Origin of the sequence: Nocardioides bruguierae, assembly GCF_023554635.1 — a bacterium.
GTDB lineage: Bacteria > Actinomycetota > Actinomycetes > Propionibacteriales > Nocardioidaceae > Nocardioides > Nocardioides bruguierae.
This window is the reverse complement of record NZ_JAMJPH010000027.1, coordinates 1-17,716: the sequence shown is the minus strand read 5'-3', so window position 1 is coordinate 17,716 and position 17,716 is coordinate 1. Positions and strand designations below refer to the sequence as shown.

Here is a 17,716-nt window from a genome sequence, read left to right as displayed (position 1 = left end):
GGTCGCGGACCCCACCTGGTGGTGGGCACTGGCAGGTCTTCGGACTCGTGGGCGCAGGAGCTCGCGCTCCTCCCTACTGTCCGTCGCTTCCCAGGACCGTGATCGGTGGTCCCAGTGCTTCCTGTCGTTCCAGGAGACGGAGGTCGTTCCCACTCACCGCTGCGGGGCAGTCCCGGAGTCGAACCGGGTTCCCTCTTGCGACGACGCCCCTGGATTGAGGCGTCGAACCAGCTGCAAGCACCACCATATACGCGAATCACAGCGATGTAACCATCTACATCTTGTGTCGCGTCACATCAGGCGGAACGCGCCTCAGGCCTCACCCGGGCGGGGGACGTAGCGCCCGGACGCGGCGTCGCGGACCCACTCCCCGCCCAGCGGTCCGTCGCGCAGCACCGCGGCCAGGGCCGGCCACCGGCGGGCCACCTCGGCCAGCGGGAGCACCGCGATGGCGAACGGGTCGTCGAGCTCGGCCGGCGTCTCGTCGCCCACGAGCAGCTGCCAGCCGGAGTCGTGGGGACCGAGCGGCTCGTCGCGCACCACGTAGCCCGGCCACTCGCCCTCGTGCACCCGCCGGCTCACCGAGACGCCGAGCGCGGCGCCGGTGCGGGGGCCGTTGCGGGGGCCCGTCTCGGCGCCGTCCTCCTCGTCCACGCCCCCGATGCTGCCACCGGCCGGGGCGCCGGGCCACGGGTCGCAGCCGTCCGGCGCGCAGGGGGAGAAATGACAGCAGGCCCCGGTCTGATCGACCGGGGCCTGCTGCTCACGGTGCGCGAGGGGGGAGTTGAACCCCCACGTCCTTTCGGACACACGGACCTGAACCGTGCGCGTCTGCCTATTCCGCCACTCGCGCGTGAACCGAGATGAACCATACGGCAGCCCTGCTCAGGCACCCAAACCGGCGCGACCCCGCCCTCCGTCGAGCGGCACCGAGCAGCGGGCTCGGCCCGGCCGGGGCCCGGAACCGACGGGGTGAGGGCAGCCTCGCGCGCACGAGGAATGGTCACCGCCGACGCGGCGAGGCTGCTGCACTCAGGCCGCTTCGTTACGATCGCCACGATCCGGGGACCGCCCCGACTGCCAGCCTGCCCACGTGCAGGCGGGGCCCAGCGCCCCGCGGCAGCGAGCACCAGCAGGCAGCACCAGCAGCCGACACGAGCAGCCCACGAGCAGCCAGGACGAGAACGGAGGAGACGCGTGAGCGGACTACAGCGCTTCGAACGTCGACTCGAGGAGGTCATCTCCGGCGCCTTCGCCCGCGCGTTCCGCTCGGCGGTGCAGCCCGTGGAGATCGCGGCCGCCCTCCAGCGCGAGTGCGACAACAACGCCCAGATCCTCTCCCGCCAGCGCCGCCTGGTGCCGAACAGCTTCGTCGTGGAGCTGGCCGCCAGCGACCTCGAGCGCCTGGCCCCCTACGACTCCGCGATGGCCGAGGACCTCACGCAGCAGGTCACCGAGCACGCGGAGCTGAACTCCTACTCCTTCCCCGGCCCGGTCACGATCGACTTCGAGCTCGCCGAGGACCTGACCACCGGTCGCTTCCGGGTGCGCTCGCGCGCCGAGGCGAAGGTGACCAGCCAGGCCACCCCGACGATGGTCGGACGCGCTCGGGCGCTGCTCGAGGTCAACGGCACCCAGCACCCGCTGACGACGCCCGGCCTGGTCGTCGGGCGCGGCAACGAGGCCGACGTCCGCATCAACGACCCGGGCGTCTCGCGCCGGCACGTGGAGTTCCGCGTCGAGCAGGGCCGGGCCGGCCTGCACATCGACGTGATCGACCTGGGCTCGACCAACGGCATGACCGTCAACGGCCAGAAGATGGGCCGCGCGGTGGCCGACGACGGCACCGAGGTGCGCGTCGGCAGCACCACCCTGCGCGTGCGCGTGGTCCACGAGGAGGACGCCGGTGTCTGAGCTGACCCTGCTGCTGATCCGCATCGGCTACCTGGCCGTGCTGTGGATCTTCGTGCTCTCCGCCATCTCGGTGGTGCGTTCCGACATGTTCGGCGCGCGCGTGCCCGAGCCCGACAAGGCCGGGGCCAAGGGGCGTGAGCGCAAGAAGAAGGCGAAGCCCCCGACGCAGCGCCGCGGCTCCCCGACCCACCTGATCGTGACCGCCGGCAGCAACGTCGGCGAGCGCGCCGAGCTGGCCGACGCCCCGCTGCTCATCGGCCGCGGCACGGACGCCGCCATCCGCCTGGACGACGACTACGTCTCCACCCGGCACGCCCGCGTGGCGGCCTCGGAGGACCAGTGGTTCGTCGAGGACCTCGGCTCCACCAACGGCACCTACATCGGCTCCGTGCGGATCACCCAGCCCACCACCATCACGCTCGGGACGCAGGTCAGGATCGGCAAGACCATCCTGGAGCTGCGCAAGTGAGCGACGCGCCCACCGGCTCCGACGCGCACACCCCCGGCGACGCCGGCGGGCGCACCGACCTGCGCCTGCACTGGTCGGCGATCTCGGACGTGGGGCGGGTCCGCAAGGACAACCAGGACTCCGGCTACGCCGGCCCGCACCTGCTCACCGTGTGCGACGGCGTCGGCGGCGCGGCGCGCGGTGACATCGCCTCGTCCACGGCCGTCAGCCAGCTGCGCCGCCTCGACTCCGACACCCCGCCCGACGTGGGCGGTCAGCAGCTGCTCACGCGCACGGCGGCGGGCATCCAGCAGGCCGCGGCCCGTATCGGCCGCGCGGTCGACGACGACCCGGAGATCTCCGGCACCTCGACGACGGCCACCGTCCTGCACGTCTCGGGCAACCTCGCCGCGGTCGGGCACGTGGGCGACAGCCGCGCCTACCTGCTGCGCGAGGGCCGGCTCTCCCAGATCACCCAGGACCACACCTTCGTCCAGACCCTCATCGACGAGGGCCGCATCACCGAGGACGAGGCGCGCGTGCACCCGCACCGCAACGTCATCCTGCGCGCCCTCGACGGCGTGCACGAGGCCGAGCCCGACCTGTTCCTCGTCGAGCTGGAGCCGGGCGACCGGCTCCTGGTCTGCTCCGACGGCGCCAGCGGCTACCTCGAGGACAGCCGGCTGGCCGACATCCTGCGCACCGGCACGCCGGACTTCGCCGCCGTCGAGCTGGTCCGCGCCAGCCTCGAGGCCGGCAGCAGCGACAACGTCACCTGCGTGGTGGCCGACGTCCTCACCCCCGAGCAGGCCGCCGAGCGCCCGGAGCTGGACGACCTCATGCCGATGCTGGTGGGCGCGGCCAGCGAGCTGCGCCGCCGCTCCACGCGCGGCGGCCTGGCCGGCGGCCTCGGCACGGGCCTCTTCCGCGGGCACCGCTCCGGCGACACCGGCGAGATCGAGCCGATCGACGCCCCGCTGCCCGACCTGCCCGCCGACGTCCACGCCTACCGCACCGACCCGCTCGACGCCGAGGCCGCGCGCTACGCCCCGCGTCCGCCACGCCGCCTGGGCTGGCTGCGCCGCATCCTGGCCGCCCTCGTCCTCGTGGGGGTCGTGTGGGTGGGGGTGGCCGCGCTCTACTCGTGGAGCCAGGAGCAGTACTACGTGGGCCAGGACGACGGGGTGGTGGTCATCTACCAGGGCATCAACGCCTCGCTGCCGGGCATCGCCCTCTCCCAGCCCTACGAGGAGACCAACGTGGAGGTCGACCGGCTCTCGGACTTCAACGCCGAGCGTGTCCGCGGCGGCCTGTCGGCCGACGACCTGACCGACGCGCGCACCATCGTGGAGAACCTGGCCGAGACCATGGGTCCGGGCGCGCCCGCCGAGGACGCCTCGTGAGCGCGACGACCAACGACCGCAGCGGCAGCGCGGCGGCCTTCGGCTTCGTGCACCGGCAGCGCCGGGGCGCGGAGCTGTTCCTGCTGCTGCTCGCGCTGGCCGTCGGCCTCGGCGCCTACGCCGCGGTCGGCATCGGCATGCAGGGCGAGATCCCCGCGGACATGCTGGGCTACGGCGGCTGGCTGGTCGCCCTGGTGCTCGGCTCGCACGTCGTCGTCCGCCTCGTGGCGCCCTACGCCGACCCGGTGCTGCTGCCGCTGGTGGCCGCCCTCAACGGCCTCGGCCTGGCGGTCATCCACCGCCTCGACCTCTCCTACGAGGCCGTCGACGCCACCGCCGGGTTCGCGGCCAAGCAGCTGACCTGGATGACCCTGGGCGTGGTGCTGTTCTGCCTCACGCTGGTGCTGCTGCGCGACCACCGCATCCTCGCCCGGTTCACCTACACCAGCGCCCTGGCGGCCGTCGTCCTGCTCCTGCTGCCGATGCTGCCCGTGCTCGGGCGCGAGGTGAACGGCGCCCGCATCTGGATCGCGGTCGGGCCGTTCAGCTTCCAGCCGGGCGAGGTGGCCAAGGTGCTGCTCGTCATCGCCTTCGCGGGCTACCTGGTGCTGCACAAGGACGCGCTGGCGCTGGCCGGGCGCCGGGTGCTGTTCCTGGACCTGCCGCGCGGCCGCGACTTCGGCCCCATCCTGGTGATGTGGGGGATCAGCATGATGATCCTCGTCGGCCAGCGTGACCTGGGCTCCAGCCTGCTGTTCTTCGGCTTGTTCCTGGCGATGCTCTACCTGGCCACCGAGCGCCCCGGCTGGCTCGTGGTGGGCGGCGGCATGTTCCTCACCGGCGCGGTGCTGGCGTTCCTGTTCGTCTCCCACGTCAAGACCCGCGTCGACGTCTGGCTCGACCCGTTCGCCTACTACGGCGAGGGCACCAACGACACGGGCTATCAGCCGGTCGAGGCGCAGTTCGGCATGGCCTGGGGCGGGCTGATCGGCCGCGGCTTCGGCGAGGGCGACCCGACCCGGGTGCCGTTCGCCTACTCCGACTTCATCATGTCCTCCATCGGCGAGGAGCTCGGCCTGACCGCGATGATCGCGGTGCTGCTGATCTACGGGCTCATCGTGGAGCGGGCGCTGCGGATCGCGCTGATCAGCCGCGACGGCTTCGGCAAGCTGCTGGCCGCCGGCCTCGGCTCCGTCTTCGCCCTCCAGGTCTTCGTGGTCGTCGGCGGCGTGACCGGCCTGATCCCGCTCACCGGCCTCACCACGCCCTTCCTCTCCTACGGCGGCTCCTCGCTCGTGGCCAACTGGGTGATCGTGGCCCTGCTGCTGCGGGTCTCCGACCAGGCCCGCCGCCCCCTGCCCGACCTGTCCGACGACGAGAACGAGGACGACGACGCCACCCAGGTGGTGCGCCTGCGATGAACAAGCCGATCCGCACCATCTCCGTCTTCGCCCTGGTCCTGTTCCTGGCGCTGCTGCTGAACGTGACCTACCTGCAGTACTGGCGCGCCGACAGCCTCGACTCCCGCGCCGACAACCGGCGCGCCGTGGACGCCGAGTTCTCCCAGCCCCGCGGCGCGATCCTCGTCGGCAACGACCCGATCGCCACCTCGGAGCCCTCCGACGACCGCTACGAGTACCAGCGGACCTACTCCGACTCGCCGCTCTACGCACCGCTGACGGGTTGGTACAACTACTTCAACGCCCAGTCGGGCACCTGCTCCTCCTGCCAGCAGTTCGTCGAGCAGACCCAGGACGACGTGCTCTCCGGCAGCGACGACCGCCTCTTCGTCACCCGCCTGGTCGACCTGCTCTCCAACCAGGAGTCGGTCGGCGGCAACGTGAAGCTCACGATCAACGCCCGCGCTCAGCAGGCCGCCTACGACGGGCTGCTGGACGTGGTCGGAGACGACGGCGAGGGCGCCGTGGTCGCGATCGAGCCGCGCACCGGCAAGATCCTGGCCATGGTCAGCCTCCCGTCGTTCAACGCGAACGCGCTGGCCGACCACGACCTGACGAAGGTGCAGCGCACGGCCGACCGGCTCCAGCAGGGGGGCGACTCCTCCCCGCTGGTCAACCGCGCGGTGCAGACGACGCTGCCCCCGGGCTCCACGTTCAAGCTGGTCACCGCCGCCGCCGCCATCGAGGACGGCCTCTACACCGAGGACGACGACGTGCCCGGCGGCGCGACCTACCAGCTGCCCCAGACCACCGGCGACACGGGCCTGATCGACAACGAGGGCCGCGACTGCGGCACCGACCTCATCCCGTTCACCCAGGCGCTGGAGAACTCCTGCAACACCACGTTCGCCCGGATGGCCGTGGAGCTGGGCGTCGACAAGCTGTCGGCGCAGGCCGAGGCGTTCGGGTTCAACCAGCAGTACTTCACCGACCTCTCGCCCCAGGCCACCTCCGTCTTCCCCGACGACGCCGACGAGCCGCAGACCGGCCAGAGCGGCATCGGCCAGTTCGAGGTGCGTGCCACGCCGCTGCAGATGGCGATGGTCGCGGCCGGCATCGCCAACGGCGGCGAGGTGATGAAGCCCTACCTGGTGGACGAGGTGCAGTCCCCCGACTTCGAGTCCATCGAGACCACGGACCCCGAGACCCTGTCGCAGGCGGTCAGCTCCGACACCGCTGACCAGCTCACCGACATGATGGTCTCGACCGTCGACAACGGCACCGCCAGCCCCGCCGCCATCACCGGCATCAGCGTGGCCGGCAAGACCGGTACCGCCCAGAGCGGCACCGACTCCTCGCCGTACGCGTGGTTCGTCTCCTTCGCCCCGGCGGAGAACCCGACCGTCGCCGTCGCGGTGATGATCCAGGACGCCCCCGGCCTGTCCCGCGGCGAGATCGCGGGCGGCCTGCTCGGCGGCCCCATCGCGAAGGCCGTCATGGAAGCGGTGATCAAGTGAGCAGCCAGCCCCCCGAGACCCCCGGCACCCCGGAGAACCCCGGGCAGCCCGAGCGCTTCGCCGACGGCGCCGGCCGCTACTCGCTGACCTCCCGCATCGCGACCGGCGGCATGGGCGAGGTCTGGCGCGGCACCGACACCACGCTGGGCCGCCCCGTCGCGGTGAAGCTGCTCAAGACCGAGTACGCCGACGACGCCACCTTCCGCAGCCGCTTCGAGACCGAGGCGCGCAACGCCGCCGTGCTGCACCACCCCGGCATCGCGGGCGTCTACGACTTCGGCGAGGCCCCGGCCACCGACGGCTCCGGCATCCCGCGCCCCTACCTCGTGATGGAGCTGGTCGACGGCCAGCCGCTCTCGGCGCTGCTGCGCTCGGGCGAGCCGATGGAGCCCGAGGTCGTCGCCGACCTCATGGCCCAGACCGCCGAGGCCCTCGCCGCCGCGCACGCGGCCGGCATCGTCCACCGCGACGTGAAGCCCGCCAACCTGCTCATCACCCCCGAGCGCAAGGTCAAGGTCACCGACTTCGGCATCGCCCGCGCCGCGGACGCGGTGGGCATCACCCAGACCGGCCAGGTGCTGGGGACGCCGCAGTACCTCTCGCCCGAGCAGGCCCGCGGGACGACGGCCACGCCGGCGTCCGACGTGTACGCGCTGGGCGTGGTGGCGTTCGAGTGCCTCGCCGGCGAGCGGCCGTTCGACGCCGGCTCCCCCGTGGCCACGGCGCTGGCGCACCTGAACCAGCCGGTGCCCGACCTGCCCGACTCCGTGCCGGCACCGCTGGCCGCCGTCGTCCAGCGGGCCCTGAGCAAGGACCCGGCAGACCGCTACCCCGAGGGCTCGGCCTTCGCGGCAGCCCTGCGCGACCCCCTGAACGACTCCCCGGCCGGCGCAGGCGCGCTCGGCGGTCCGTCCACCGCCGCCACGATGGTGGCCGGCGGGGCGGGCCTCGCCGCGGGCGCGGCGGCCGGTGCGGCGCTCGGGGCGGGCGCGGCAGCGGCCGACGAGCCCGGCACCCAGGTGTTCGGTGCCACCCCGGGCGACCCCACCGCCGGAGGCACCGACACCACCGGAGCCACCGACACCGCCGGCTCCCGCAAGGCCGAGCGCAAGCGCCCCTGGGCGCTGATCGCCGTGGCCGCCGTCCTGGCCATCGCCCTCCTGGCGGTGGGCGCGTTCGCGCTGCTCTCCGGCGGGGACGACGAGTCCGACACGGGGGCGAGCGCGGAGTCCACCTCGGCGAGCGCCAGCGCGTCCCGCACCCGCACCCGCAGCGCGAGCCCGTCCGAGGAGACCTCGGCCGCCGCCACGGTCAGCGTCGACGCCGACGACTACGTGGGCCGCGACGTCCAGGCCGTGCAGTCCGAGCTGGAGGACCTGGGCCTGCTGGTGCAGCTCGACCAGGTCGACAACGACGGCTCCGGCACCGAGGACCAGGTGACCTCGGTCGACCCGACCGGCACCCTGGAGGAGGGCGACAGCGTCACCGTGCAGTTCTACGGCCCGGCCCCGACGACGCAGGCGCCCACCGAGACCGAGACGGTGACCGAGACCCCCAGCGAGTCGGCGACGCCTACCGAGACCACCTCGAGCGCCCCGGCCAGCAGCCAGGCGGCGACGGACAGCACCTCGGGCGCGGCCGCCTCCACGTCGGCCTCCACCCAGACCAGCACGTCCGGCGCCACGGTCGGCGCCCAGGACGGAGGTTCGTGATGAACGACCAGCCCACGAGCAGGCCCCACATGGTCGGCGGTCGCTACGAGCTGAGCGAGCTGCTCGGCCGCGGCGGCATGGCCGAGGTGCGCAAGGGGATGGACACCCGGCTGGGTCGCGTCGTCGCCGTCAAGCGCCTGCGCACCGACCTCGCCTCGGACGCCACGTTCCAGGCCCGCTTCCGCCGCGAGGCGCAGTCCGCGGCGTCCCTGAACCACCCCACCATCGTCGCCGTCTACGACACCGGCGAGGAGATGGCCGCGGACGGCAGCGGCGTCTCCCAGCCCTACATCGTGATGGAGTACGTGGCCGGTCGGACGCTGCGCGACGTGCTGCGCGAGGGCCGCAAGATCCTGCCCGAGCGCGCTCTGGAGATCACCAGCGGCGTGCTGTCGGCGCTCGACTACAGCCACCGCGCGGGGATCATCCACCGCGACATCAAGCCCGGCAACGTCATGCTGACCCCGTCGGGCGACGTGAAGGTGATGGACTTCGGCATCGCCCGCGCCATCTCCGACGCCTCCTCGACGATGACCCAGACCGCGGCCGTCGTCGGCACCGCGCAGTACCTCTCCCCCGAGCAGGCGCGCGGCGAGAACGTCGACTCCCGCTCGGACGTCTACTCGGCCGGCTGCCTGCTCTACGAGCTCCTCACCGGTCGTCCGCCGTTCGTCGGCGACTCCCCGGTGGCCGTGGCCTACCAGCACGTGCGCGAGCAGGCCCAGCCCCCCTCGGACCACGACACCGACCTGCCGCCCGAGCTGGACGCGATCGTCATGCGCGCCCTGGCCAAGCGCGTGGAGGACCGCTACCAGTCCGCCGCCGCCATGCGCACCGACATCGAGCGCTACCTCGACGGCCGCCCCGTCACCACCACCGTCCCCGTGCCGCCCGTGCCGCCGACCGGCGGTGCCCACGCGGCGCCCCGCCCCGTCCCCGAGCCCGCCCCCACCCCGTCCCCCGAGGACGAGGAGGAGCGCCGTGGCCCCGTCGGCCTGTTGGTCACCATCGCGCTGCTGCTGGTGGCCCTCGTGGTCGCGGGCGTGGTGCTGTGGCCGCGCCTGTTCCCCGCCGCGGACCCCGGCGTCGCCGTGCCCGACGTGGTGGGCCAGAGCCAGGACGCCGCCACCGTGGCCCTCGTGGACGAGGGCCTCACCGTCGGCGACCCGGTCTACGAGAACAGCAACCGCGCCGAGGGCCGGGTCATCTCCCAGGACCCCGAGCCGGACACCTTCGTCTCCGAGGGCACCGTCGTGGTGCTGACCATCTCCATCGGCAAGGCCGAGGTGGCAGTCCCCGACGTCACCAACTACACCCGCAGCCAGGCGGAGGCGACCCTCGACACCGCCGGGCTCGAGGCGACGATCCGTCGGCAGGACTCCGACCAGCCCGTCGGCACCGTGATCGAGCAGCAGCCCGCTGCCGGCACCGAGGTGGAGGACGGCTCGTCGGTCACCCTCTACGTCTCCCGCGGCCCCAAGGCGGTGCCGGAGGTGACCGGCGACCAGCGGGACGTGGCGCGGCAGAAGATCCAGCAGCGTGGGTTCAACCCCGTGGTGCGCGAGGACCCTACCTCCACCGAGCCCGCCGGCACGGTCGTCGACCAGTTCCCCGCGGCCGGCACCAAGCTGGACCAGGACTCCGACGTCCTCATCGTCGTCTCGACCTACACCGAGCCGACCGAGTCGCCCACCGAGAGCCCCACCGACACCCCGTCGGAGTCGGGCACCCCGGCCCCCTCGGACTCGGCGACCGAGAGCCCCTCGGCGCTGCTGTCGCGGGCGGCCGGCCAGGGCTGAGGCCGGGCACGCCCGGCCGGCTCGGTCGACCCGGTCAGCCGATGACCTGCGCGTAGGAGAGGTCGAGCAGGCCGTCGTAGGCCGGCGCGGTGACGTCGTCCTCGACCGACATCTCCCACCCGACCTGGATGTCCTCCTGGGCCGACTGGGCGCGGTACAGGGCCAGGTAGGAGTCGCCGTCCACCGACGCCTGGAGCTGCACCGGGTCGCCGACGGCCTCGATCACGTAGGGCTGGGGGTAGGGCACCCCGTGCAGGGTGACGGAGTTGCCCTCGCACTTGATGCCGGTGGTGGAGATGATCCGCTGCCCCTGCACGGTCACGGCCTCCGCGCCACCGCGCCACATCGCGTTCACGACCGTCTGGATGTCCTGCTGGTGGACGATCAGGTAGTTGAGGGGCTCCTCGGTGTCGTCCGCGGTGAGCGGTGAGTCGGAGAGCACCACCCGCAGCCCGCTGCCCTCGTGGGCGACCAGGCCCGCGGGGTCCTCCAGCCGGCTCGCCTGGCGCTGCGCCCGCTTGACCGCGGAGTCGTCCACGGCGTCGGTGAGCGTGGAGACCTGGGCGTCGAGGTCGGCGGCACGCGAGCGCAGCTCCTCGTAGGAGTCGGCCTCGGCCTGCACCAGCGAGGCCAGGTCGGTGTAGCGGCCGGCCCGCAGGTCCGTGCCGTCGCTGTTGACGGCGCTGACGGCGAACAGGCCGCCGCACAGCAGCACCATGACGGGGGTGCCCACGCGCCACCAGCGGCTGTGCCGGGGCCTCACATGGGATCTGGGACTCACGGCGACTAAGGTAACGCGCGTCCGGGCGCGCGCCCGGTGAGACGTCCCCACGGTCGCAGCCGCGACCCCGCACCGAGGAGCACCCCCGTGAAGCTGAAGTCCCGCGACGGCCTGGAGCAGTCCGGCGGCCGCCTGCTGAGCGTCCGCTTCCTGGTCGCGATCGCCCTCGTCGTCGTCGGCATCGCCTGGATCGTCGCCTACTACTGGCGCGTGCGCCCCGACGGCAGCCCGGCGATCGTCGGCGACCTGGACCGCTGGAACTACGTCATCGGCTTCGGCCTGTTCTTCCTCGGCCTCGTGGTCTCCGCCCACCCCAGCACCCCGCTCGGCCGCGGCCGCGGCGTCGTGGTCGGCATGCTCTTCTGCTTCGTGGCCGGCCTGCTGTGGATCTGTGCGTTCTACGTGCTCGCCGCCGACCACCTGGGCTCCGTGCCGGTGATGAACGACCTGGCGCAGTCGAACCTGGTCGTCGGCATCGCGTTCATGGGCGTCGGCTTCGCCTTCGCCACGCGCTGGGAGTGAGCCTCCCCCACCTGCCCTGACCACTGACGCCCGTCACCGCACCGCGGTGGCGGGCGTCGGTGCATCTCGCGCAGGCTCCGGGTGCCGCTCATCCACAGGCGCGGGGGCGGATCCGGGGAGAGGTCGTCCACATCTGTGCACAACGGTGTGGAGAACTACAGCGGTGTAGTTCTCCACATGTTCTTTCACAGCTGTGGAGAACCGCGCGTCCTCTCCCCTGCTCACTACCCCTGATCGGCCCGGTCCACGCGGGCCTGAGGGTCTGAGGACGCCGGAGGGCCCCGCCGACGTGCGGCGGGGCCCTCGGGGAGACCGGTGTCCGACCGGTCGGCGGACGATCAGCGGGCGATCAGCGGGCGGGGGAGGTCAGGCGGCCAGGGCCCCCACACCGGCGGCGGCCAGGGCCACCACGCCGATGAGGACGAGACCCGCCCACTGGAGCGCGGGGCGCCGCGGGCCGCGGGGGGTGAAGACCAGGACGGCAGCGCAGGCGAGGCCGCCGACGAAGCCGCCGAGGTGCCCCTGCCAGGAGATGCTCCCGCTGCCCACGAACGTGATGACGAAGTTCAGCCCGATCCAGATGAGGATCTGCTGGTAGGCCAGACCCTGCTTCCAGGCCACGAGCAGCAGCGCGCCCATGAGGCCGAAGATCGCGCCGGAGGCGCCCAGGGTGGTCTGGTACGGGTTCGACAGCCACACCACGAGCGCGGAGCCGGCCAGGGCCGAGACCAGGTAGAGCGCGAGGAACCGGGCGCTGCCCAGCATCCGCTCGAGCTGGGGGCCCAGGATGTAGAGGGCGAACATGTTGAAGCCGATGTGCAGCAGCTGCACGTGCAGGAACGCCGAGGTGATCAGCTGCCACCAGGCGCCGTCGGCGAAGCCGGGGAGCCAGGTGCCGCCGGCGCGGTCGCAGACGCCCTGGGCGATGTCGTAGCCGGCCTGGCCGGCCTGGCACAGCCCCTGGGGCCGCAGGCCCAGCAGGTCGACCAGCCAGGACGAGCCGGAGCCGGTGGCCAGGACCAGCGCCCAGACGGCCACGTTGATGGCCAGCAGGACGAAGGAGACGCGGCCGGCCTTCGTCGGCACGAGCCCGCCGTAGGTGGAGCGGGCCTGGCGCTGCGTCCGGCGCCCCTCGAGCACGCACTCGGGGCACTGGAAGCCCACGGAGGCGGGGTTCATGCAGTCGGGGCAGATCGGCCGCTCGCAGCGCTGGCAGCGGATGTGCGACTCCCGGTCGGGGTGCCGGTAGCAGACCGGCACCCCGCCGGTGGAGCCGTCACGGGGGTCGTGCGGGGGCGCACCCTCGGGCGGGGTGGTGCTCATGCGTGCCTCGTCCGGGGTGCGCCGGGCGCGATCAGGCGCCGAGGATCTCGACGGACTCGATGACGACCGGCTCGACCGGGCGGTCGCCCGGGCCGGTCTTCGTGGTGCCGATGGCGTCCACGACGTCGCGGGAGGCCTGGTCGGCGACCTCGCCGAAGATGGTGTGCTTGCCGGTCAGCCACGTGGTGGGGGCGACCGTGATGAAGAACTGCGAGCCGTTGGTGCCGGGGCCGGCGTTCGCCATCGCGAGCAGGTAGGGCTTGGTGAAGGCGAGCTCGGGGTGGATCTCGTCCTTGAACTGGAAGCCCGGGCCACCGGTGCCGGTGCCGAGCGGGCAGCCGCCCTGGATCATGAAGCCGGAGATGACCCGGTGGAAGCCGAGGCCGTCGTAGAACGGGCCGGTGCGGCCGTTGGGGGTCGAGTACTCCTTGGTGCCGGTCGCCAGACCGGTGAAGTTCTCGACCGTCGCCGGGGCGTGGTTCGGGAACAGGGTGATGGTGATGTCGCCCTTGTTGGTCTTGAGGACGGCCTGGAGGTCAGCCATGAGGCGCCTTTCGCGGAACGGGACACTTCGGGGTGTACGACGGGGCGCCCCGTCGCGCTTCGATCTTTCCATGCGCCGCAACCTCTGCCGAGGTCGAGGGGCCCGCGGAGCCCCGCGGCACCCCCACGTCCGGGCAGAGCACGTCCAGGGGGGCGAGGTTCGAGACGAACCGTCGCGGGCATGGTTCGATGGACGAGAACCTGTGGAGAGGAAGTGACGCGGATGCGTCTGCGGAAGAAGAAGACCCTCGTGGAGCAGGCCGGCGACTACGTCAGCCAGGTCGTGGAGGAGGTGCGTCCGCAGGTCGAGGCCGCGATGGCCACCGCGCGCGACGAGGCCCGCTCCCTGTACGCCGAGGCCAACAAGCTGGCCGCGCCGTACCTGAGCGACGCCAAGGACAAGGCCACCCCGTACCTGACCGAGGCGCGGGACAAGGCCACGCCCTACCTGGTCGAGGCGCGCACCAAGGCCGGCCCGTACCTGCACGACGCCAAGGACAAGGCCACGCCGTACCTGGTCGAGGCCCGGGAGAAGGCCACGCCCTACCTGCTCGACGCCAAGGACCGCGCCGTGGTGCTCGGGCACGAGTACTACGACAAGGCCTCCGAGGCCGCGGCGCCCTACCTGGCCGACGCCAAGGAGAAGGCGGTCGCCTACGGCGCCACCGCGGCCGAGGCCGCGCAGGCCAAGGCCGTGGAGCTGGGCGACCTCGCCAACACCAAGGTCGCCGAGCTCAAGGGCGAGCAGCCGAAGAAGCGGCGCGGCAAGAAGGTGGTCGTCGCCCTGCTGCTCGCGGGTGCCGCCGGCGGTGCTGCGCTGGCCTGGAAGAAGCTCAACGGCTCGGACCAGGACGCCGGCTGGCAGTCGAGCCCGGCTCCGGTGCCCACCCCGGCGCCGGCCGCGCCGATGGCCCCCGCCGCCCCGGTGGCCGAGGAGTCCCCGGCCGAGGAGCCGGTGGAGGACCCGGCCGGTGCCTCGCCCGACGAGGCCGCCGCCGACGCCGCCGACACCCCGGTCGAGGCCACGACGCCGGACGAGCCCGCCGAGGTCGTCGAGATCACCGAGGGCGACGAGCAGAAGTGACCCCGGCCCGGTCGCACCGGGTCGCACGGGTCACTCAGCACGGCCGGCCCGCCCCGCTCACGCGGTGGCGGGCCGGCCGTTCGTGCGTGGTGGGGCCTGCGACTCAGGCGGTGGCGGTCTCGCGGGTCACCCGCGTGGCGCGGTGCTCGGCCCAGAAGGACAGCAGCGGCACCGTGCCGCACAGCAGCGTGACGATGGTGAACCCACCGCTCCAGCGGGCCTTGCGGGAGAGCCAGAAGGCGCACGCCAGGAAGATCATGTAGAGCCAGCCGTGCGCGACGCCCAGGTAGCGCGAGATGTCGGAGCCGAGCCGCCACCCGGCCCCGCCGGACCCGTCGACCCCGTCCAGACCCTTGGCCAGCCACGGCGCGTCGGAGACCAGGTAGCCGTAGTGCAGCGGCAGCCCCACGAGCACCAGGACGACGAGGAGCACCCCGACGATCCAGGCCATGGTGCGGTAGGCCGTGAGGGGGGTGCGCAGGTCGTCGTTCACGGCCCCGACGGTACCGGGGTGACCCCCGGACGGCCCTCCCGGGGAGCCTCGGGCCCCCCGTCGTCCTGGCCGTCGTCCTGGCCGTCGTCGTCCTCGTCCTGGCCGTCGTCGTCCTCGTCCTGGCCGTCGTCGTCCTCGTCCTGGCCGTCGTCGTCCTCGTCCTGGCCGTCGTCGTCCTCGTCCTGGCCCCGCCGATCGGCGGCGAGCATGTCCCGGGTCAGCCGGACCCAGACGATGATGGCGAACACCCCGAACGCGGGCCACTGGACGGCGTAGAGCAGGTTGCGCAGGCCGATGTCGCCGGAGACGTCGGGCAGCTGCGTGAGGTCGGCGGCGGCCAGGTCGGTGGTGCCGTCGTTCTCGGTGCCGGTCGCGTCGAGGTCGGCGACGACGTAGCCCGAGTAGAGGTCCTGGTCGACGTGCTGGATGAGGTCGGCGATGCGGACCTGGGGGACCACGTCGTCGGTGCGGTCCGGGTCGGTCGCGCCGGTGCCGTCGGTGGGCTGGAGCCAGCCGACCACGGTCGCGGTGCCCTGGGGGGCGGCCGGCGCCCCCTCCACCGTCGGGCTCCACCCGCGCACAACCTCCATCGCGGGCGCGTCGGCGTCGCCGTCGTCCGAGACCGCGAGGGGGGTGACGACCCAGTAGCCCGGCTCACCGTCGTGCTCGCGGCCCTCCACGTAGACGGTGCCCTCGGGCACCCAGGTGCCGGTGAGGGTGACGGGGCGGCCCACGTCGGGGGCGGGGAAGGCGTCGTCGGGGCCCATCACGTCGTCCAGGGGCACCACGGGTGCCTGGGTGAGGTCGCGGGCCGCGACGGTGCGCTCGTTCTGGAAGGCGCCCCACTGCCACCACGACAGCGCGAGCGTGGCCAGGACGACCACGGTTCCCAGCGCGTGCAGGCCCCAGAAGCGGGGAGCGAGCGCCGGTGCCACGCCCACCAGGGTACGGAGCGCGCCCAGGGGCGGCGAAAACCGATCAGGGCGCCGTCGCCGTGGCCGACGTGTCGGGGTCCCGGCCAGGGAGCCCTGCCGGCGCCAGGACGCACACGTTTGCGGGACCAAGGGCCCCAGTTGCCACCGCGGACCTCGCGGCTTCACGTTTTCCTCACCCCGGGCCGCCGAGGTCCGAAGGAGCATGCATGACCACCGCCACCCTGCTGTCCGGTCGCGAGGCGCGCCTCGGCACCGAGGAGCTCATCGTCTCCAAGACCGACCGTCAGGGTCGGCTCACCTACGTCAACGACACCTTCCTCAAGGTCAGCGGCTACACCGAGAAGTCGCTCATCGGCGAGCCCCACAACGTCGTCCGCCACCCCGCGATGCCGCGGGCCGTCTTCCGTCTCCTGTGGGACCGCCTGGAGGCGGGCCGTGAGGTCTTCGCCTACGTGGTGAACAAGACCGCGGACGGCGGCTACTACTGGGTCTTCGCGCACGTCACGCCCAGCTTCGGGCCGGGCGGCGTGATCGTCGGCTTCCACTCCAGCCGGCGTGCGCCCAGCCAGGCCGCGCTCGGCCGCGTCCGCCCCCTGTACGACCGGCTGCTGGCCGCCGAGGCCGGCGCCGGCGGCGCCCGCGCACAGGCCGAGGCGGGCTACTCCGCCCTCCAGGCCGAGCTCGAGGCCCAGGGCCTGAGCTACGACGAGCTGATCTGGCACATCACCGACCCCACCCTGACCGGAGCCTGACATGACCGCGATCGACCTGGTGCTGCGCCGTGAGCGCTCCGCCCCGTCCACCCCCGGACGCAACAGTGACTCCTGCCGGGCGGCGATGACGTTCGTCGCCGAGATCGACGAGGTCTGCCGTCGCGTCGGCGAGGGCGACCTCGAGGCTCGCGTGACCGGGCGCGGGTGCCAGGAGCCCGAGATGCAGGAGGCCCGCTGGGCCGTCAACCGCGTGCTGGACCTGTTCGACGCGTTCGTCCGCGAGGCCGGCGCCTCGCTGCTCGCCGCCACGGACCCCGGCAACCCCCGCCGGTTCCTGGAGCAGGGCATGCCCGGCTCGCTGCGCGAGGGCGCTCGCCAGATCAACGAGGGCGGCGACCTGATCCGCTCCACGGCCCAGGTCGTGGCCGCCGCCACCGCCGAGCGGATGGCGTTGGCGGACGGCTTCGAGCAGGCCGTCGTCGGCGTGACCAGCCGGGTGGCCGACGCGGCCTCGGGCCTCTCCGACGCGACCCGTCAGCTCACCGGCAACGCCCAGGGCGTGGCCGACCAGACCGAGGTGGCCCGCGAGACCATCGACTCCCTCAACCGTGCCGTGCAGGAGATCGAGTCCGTCGCCAAGCTGATCGACACGATCGCCAGCCAGACGCGCCTGCTCGCCCTCAACGCCACCATCGAGGCGGCCCGGGTCGGTGAGGCCGGCAAGGGCTTCGCCGTGGTCGCGGCCGAGGTCAAGGAGCTGGCCACGGAGACCTCGAAGGCGACCCAGCAGGTCACCGAGCAGGTCACCGAGATCCAGGGCCGCACCGCGCACGCCGTGGAGGTGATCGGCACCGTGATCGCGACCGTCTCCGACATGACCGGGATGGTCGACTCGATGTCGGGCGTGGTCGACGGCCACGACGGCATGACCAACAGCGCCCACGGCCTCCAGGGCGAGGTCCTGACGTTCCTCGAGCGCATCCGCAGCCAGGACTGAGCGCTCCCCGCACCGACGGCGGTGCGCCACGACCCGGCCGATGGGGGCCACGGGCGGGGGGGCCCCCCCCCCCCGGGGGCCCCCCCCCCCCCCCCGGGGCCCGCCCCCCCCCCCCCCCACACCCCCCCCCCC

The 17,716-nt window shown here is 73.0% G+C and carries 17 protein-coding genes, 1 tRNA gene and 1 riboswitch; of the genes, 11 read left to right on the top strand and 7 right to left on the bottom strand.

What is annotated here, in order from left to right; genetic code table 11:
* Positions 1-13 precede the first annotated feature (13 nt).
* Positions 14-248: riboswitch (cobalamin riboswitch) on the bottom strand.
* A 64-nt stretch (positions 249-312) separates the two neighbouring features.
* Positions 313-654 carry an immunity protein Imm33 domain-containing protein gene (locus M8316_RS15220; RefSeq protein WP_250055924.1) on the bottom strand — a complete coding sequence of 114 codons (342 nt, stop codon included), beginning with the start codon at positions 652-654 and terminating at the stop codon, positions 313-315.
* Between the two features lie 115 nt (positions 655-769).
* A tRNA-Leu gene (locus M8316_RS15215) sits at positions 770-853 on the bottom strand.
* A gap of 344 nt (positions 854-1,197) precedes the next feature.
* Here M8316_RS15215 and M8316_RS15210 point away from each other — a divergent pair.
* Genes M8316_RS15210 through pknB form a run of 7 tightly spaced genes read left to right on the top strand, consistent with a single transcriptional unit; the run spans position 1,198 to position 10,193 of the window.
* Positions 1,198-1,914, top strand: coding sequence for an FHA domain-containing protein (locus tag M8316_RS15210; protein ID WP_250055923.1), 717 nt, complete (start codon positions 1,198-1,200; stop codon positions 1,912-1,914).
* A complete protein-coding gene (locus M8316_RS15205; RefSeq protein ID WP_250055922.1) occupies positions 1,907-2,383 on the top strand; it encodes an FHA domain-containing protein FhaB/FipA in 477 nt (158 codons plus the stop codon). Before M8316_RS15210 ends, M8316_RS15205 begins: the two co-directional genes overlap by 8 nt.
* Entirely contained in the window at positions 2,380-3,765 is a 1,386-nt protein-coding gene (locus M8316_RS15200) for a PP2C family protein-serine/threonine phosphatase (protein ID WP_250055921.1), read from the top strand. The genes M8316_RS15205 and M8316_RS15200 overlap by 4 nt, the downstream gene beginning before the upstream one ends.
* Positions 3,762-5,186, top strand: a complete 1,425-nt coding sequence (locus tag M8316_RS15195) for an FtsW/RodA/SpoVE family cell cycle protein (protein ID WP_250055920.1) — start codon at positions 3,762-3,764, stop codon at positions 5,184-5,186. The genes M8316_RS15200 and M8316_RS15195 overlap by 4 nt, the downstream gene beginning before the upstream one ends.
* A complete protein-coding gene (locus M8316_RS15190; protein ID WP_250055919.1) occupies positions 5,183-6,682 on the top strand; it encodes a peptidoglycan D,D-transpeptidase FtsI family protein in 1,500 nt (499 codons plus the stop codon). The genes M8316_RS15195 and M8316_RS15190 overlap by 4 nt, the downstream gene beginning before the upstream one ends.
* The gene (locus tag M8316_RS20775; protein ID WP_308196037.1) at positions 6,679-8,394 is read left to right on the top strand and encodes a serine/threonine protein kinase; all 1,716 of its coding nucleotides are present in this window, start codon (positions 6,679-6,681) and stop codon (positions 8,392-8,394) included. Before M8316_RS15190 ends, M8316_RS20775 begins: the two co-directional genes overlap by 4 nt.
* A complete protein-coding gene (pknB, locus tag M8316_RS15175; RefSeq protein WP_250055918.1) occupies positions 8,394-10,193 on the top strand; it encodes a Stk1 family PASTA domain-containing Ser/Thr kinase in 1,800 nt (599 codons plus the stop codon). Before M8316_RS20775 ends, pknB begins: the two co-directional genes overlap by 1 nt.
* A gap of 34 nt (positions 10,194-10,227) precedes the next feature.
* Here the strand turns inward: pknB and M8316_RS15170 are convergent, their stop codons facing one another.
* Complete coding sequence (locus tag M8316_RS15170; RefSeq protein ID WP_250055916.1) at positions 10,228-10,926, bottom strand: DUF881 domain-containing protein; 699 nt, start codon at positions 10,924-10,926, stop codon at positions 10,228-10,230.
* Positions 10,927-11,061: 135 nt separating this feature from the next.
* Here M8316_RS15170 and M8316_RS15165 point away from each other — a divergent pair, with 135 nt between their 5' ends.
* Positions 11,062-11,496, top strand: a complete 435-nt coding sequence (locus M8316_RS15165) for a cell division protein CrgA (RefSeq protein WP_250055914.1) — start codon at positions 11,062-11,064, stop codon at positions 11,494-11,496.
* Between the two features lie 366 nt (positions 11,497-11,862).
* Here M8316_RS15165 and M8316_RS15160 read toward each other — a convergent pair whose 3' ends face one another.
* Both M8316_RS15160 and M8316_RS15155 read right to left on the bottom strand, forming a co-directional pair.
* Entirely contained in the window at positions 11,863-12,819 is a 957-nt protein-coding gene (locus M8316_RS15160; RefSeq protein WP_250055913.1) for a rhomboid family intramembrane serine protease, read from the bottom strand.
* 31 nt (positions 12,820-12,850) lie between these two features.
* Complete coding sequence (locus M8316_RS15155) at positions 12,851-13,363, bottom strand: peptidylprolyl isomerase (RefSeq protein ID WP_250055912.1); 513 nt, start codon at positions 13,361-13,363, stop codon at positions 12,851-12,853.
* A gap of 222 nt (positions 13,364-13,585) precedes the next feature.
* Between M8316_RS15155 and M8316_RS15150 the strand changes: the two genes are divergently transcribed.
* On the top strand, positions 13,586-14,446 hold the full coding sequence (locus M8316_RS15150; protein ID WP_250055911.1) for a DUF5324 family protein: 861 nt from the start codon (positions 13,586-13,588) through the stop codon (positions 14,444-14,446).
* Positions 14,447-14,549: 103 nt separating this feature from the next.
* Here M8316_RS15150 and M8316_RS15145 read toward each other — a convergent pair whose 3' ends face one another.
* Together M8316_RS15145 and M8316_RS15140 are read right to left on the bottom strand one after the other, a co-directional pair.
* On the bottom strand, positions 14,550-14,939 hold the full coding sequence (locus M8316_RS15145; protein ID WP_250055910.1) for a DUF3817 domain-containing protein: 390 nt from the start codon (positions 14,937-14,939) through the stop codon (positions 14,550-14,552).
* The gene (locus M8316_RS15140) at positions 14,936-15,874 is read right to left on the bottom strand and encodes an SURF1 family protein (RefSeq protein ID WP_250055909.1); all 939 of its coding nucleotides are present in this window, start codon (positions 15,872-15,874) and stop codon (positions 14,936-14,938) included. Before M8316_RS15140 ends, M8316_RS15145 begins: the two co-directional genes overlap by 4 nt.
* Before the next feature lie 206 nt (positions 15,875-16,080).
* Between M8316_RS15140 and M8316_RS15135 the strand changes: the two genes are divergently transcribed.
* Together M8316_RS15135 and M8316_RS15130 are read left to right on the top strand one after the other, a co-directional pair.
* The gene (locus tag M8316_RS15135) at positions 16,081-16,626 is read left to right on the top strand and encodes a PAS domain-containing protein (RefSeq protein WP_250055908.1); all 546 of its coding nucleotides are present in this window, start codon (positions 16,081-16,083) and stop codon (positions 16,624-16,626) included.
* 1 nt (position 16,627) lies between these two features.
* Positions 16,628-17,584 (top strand): methyl-accepting chemotaxis protein, encoded by a 957-nt coding sequence (locus tag M8316_RS15130; RefSeq protein WP_250055907.1) that lies wholly within the window; start codon positions 16,628-16,630, stop codon positions 17,582-17,584.
* The last annotated feature ends 132 nt before the right edge of the window (positions 17,585-17,716 follow it).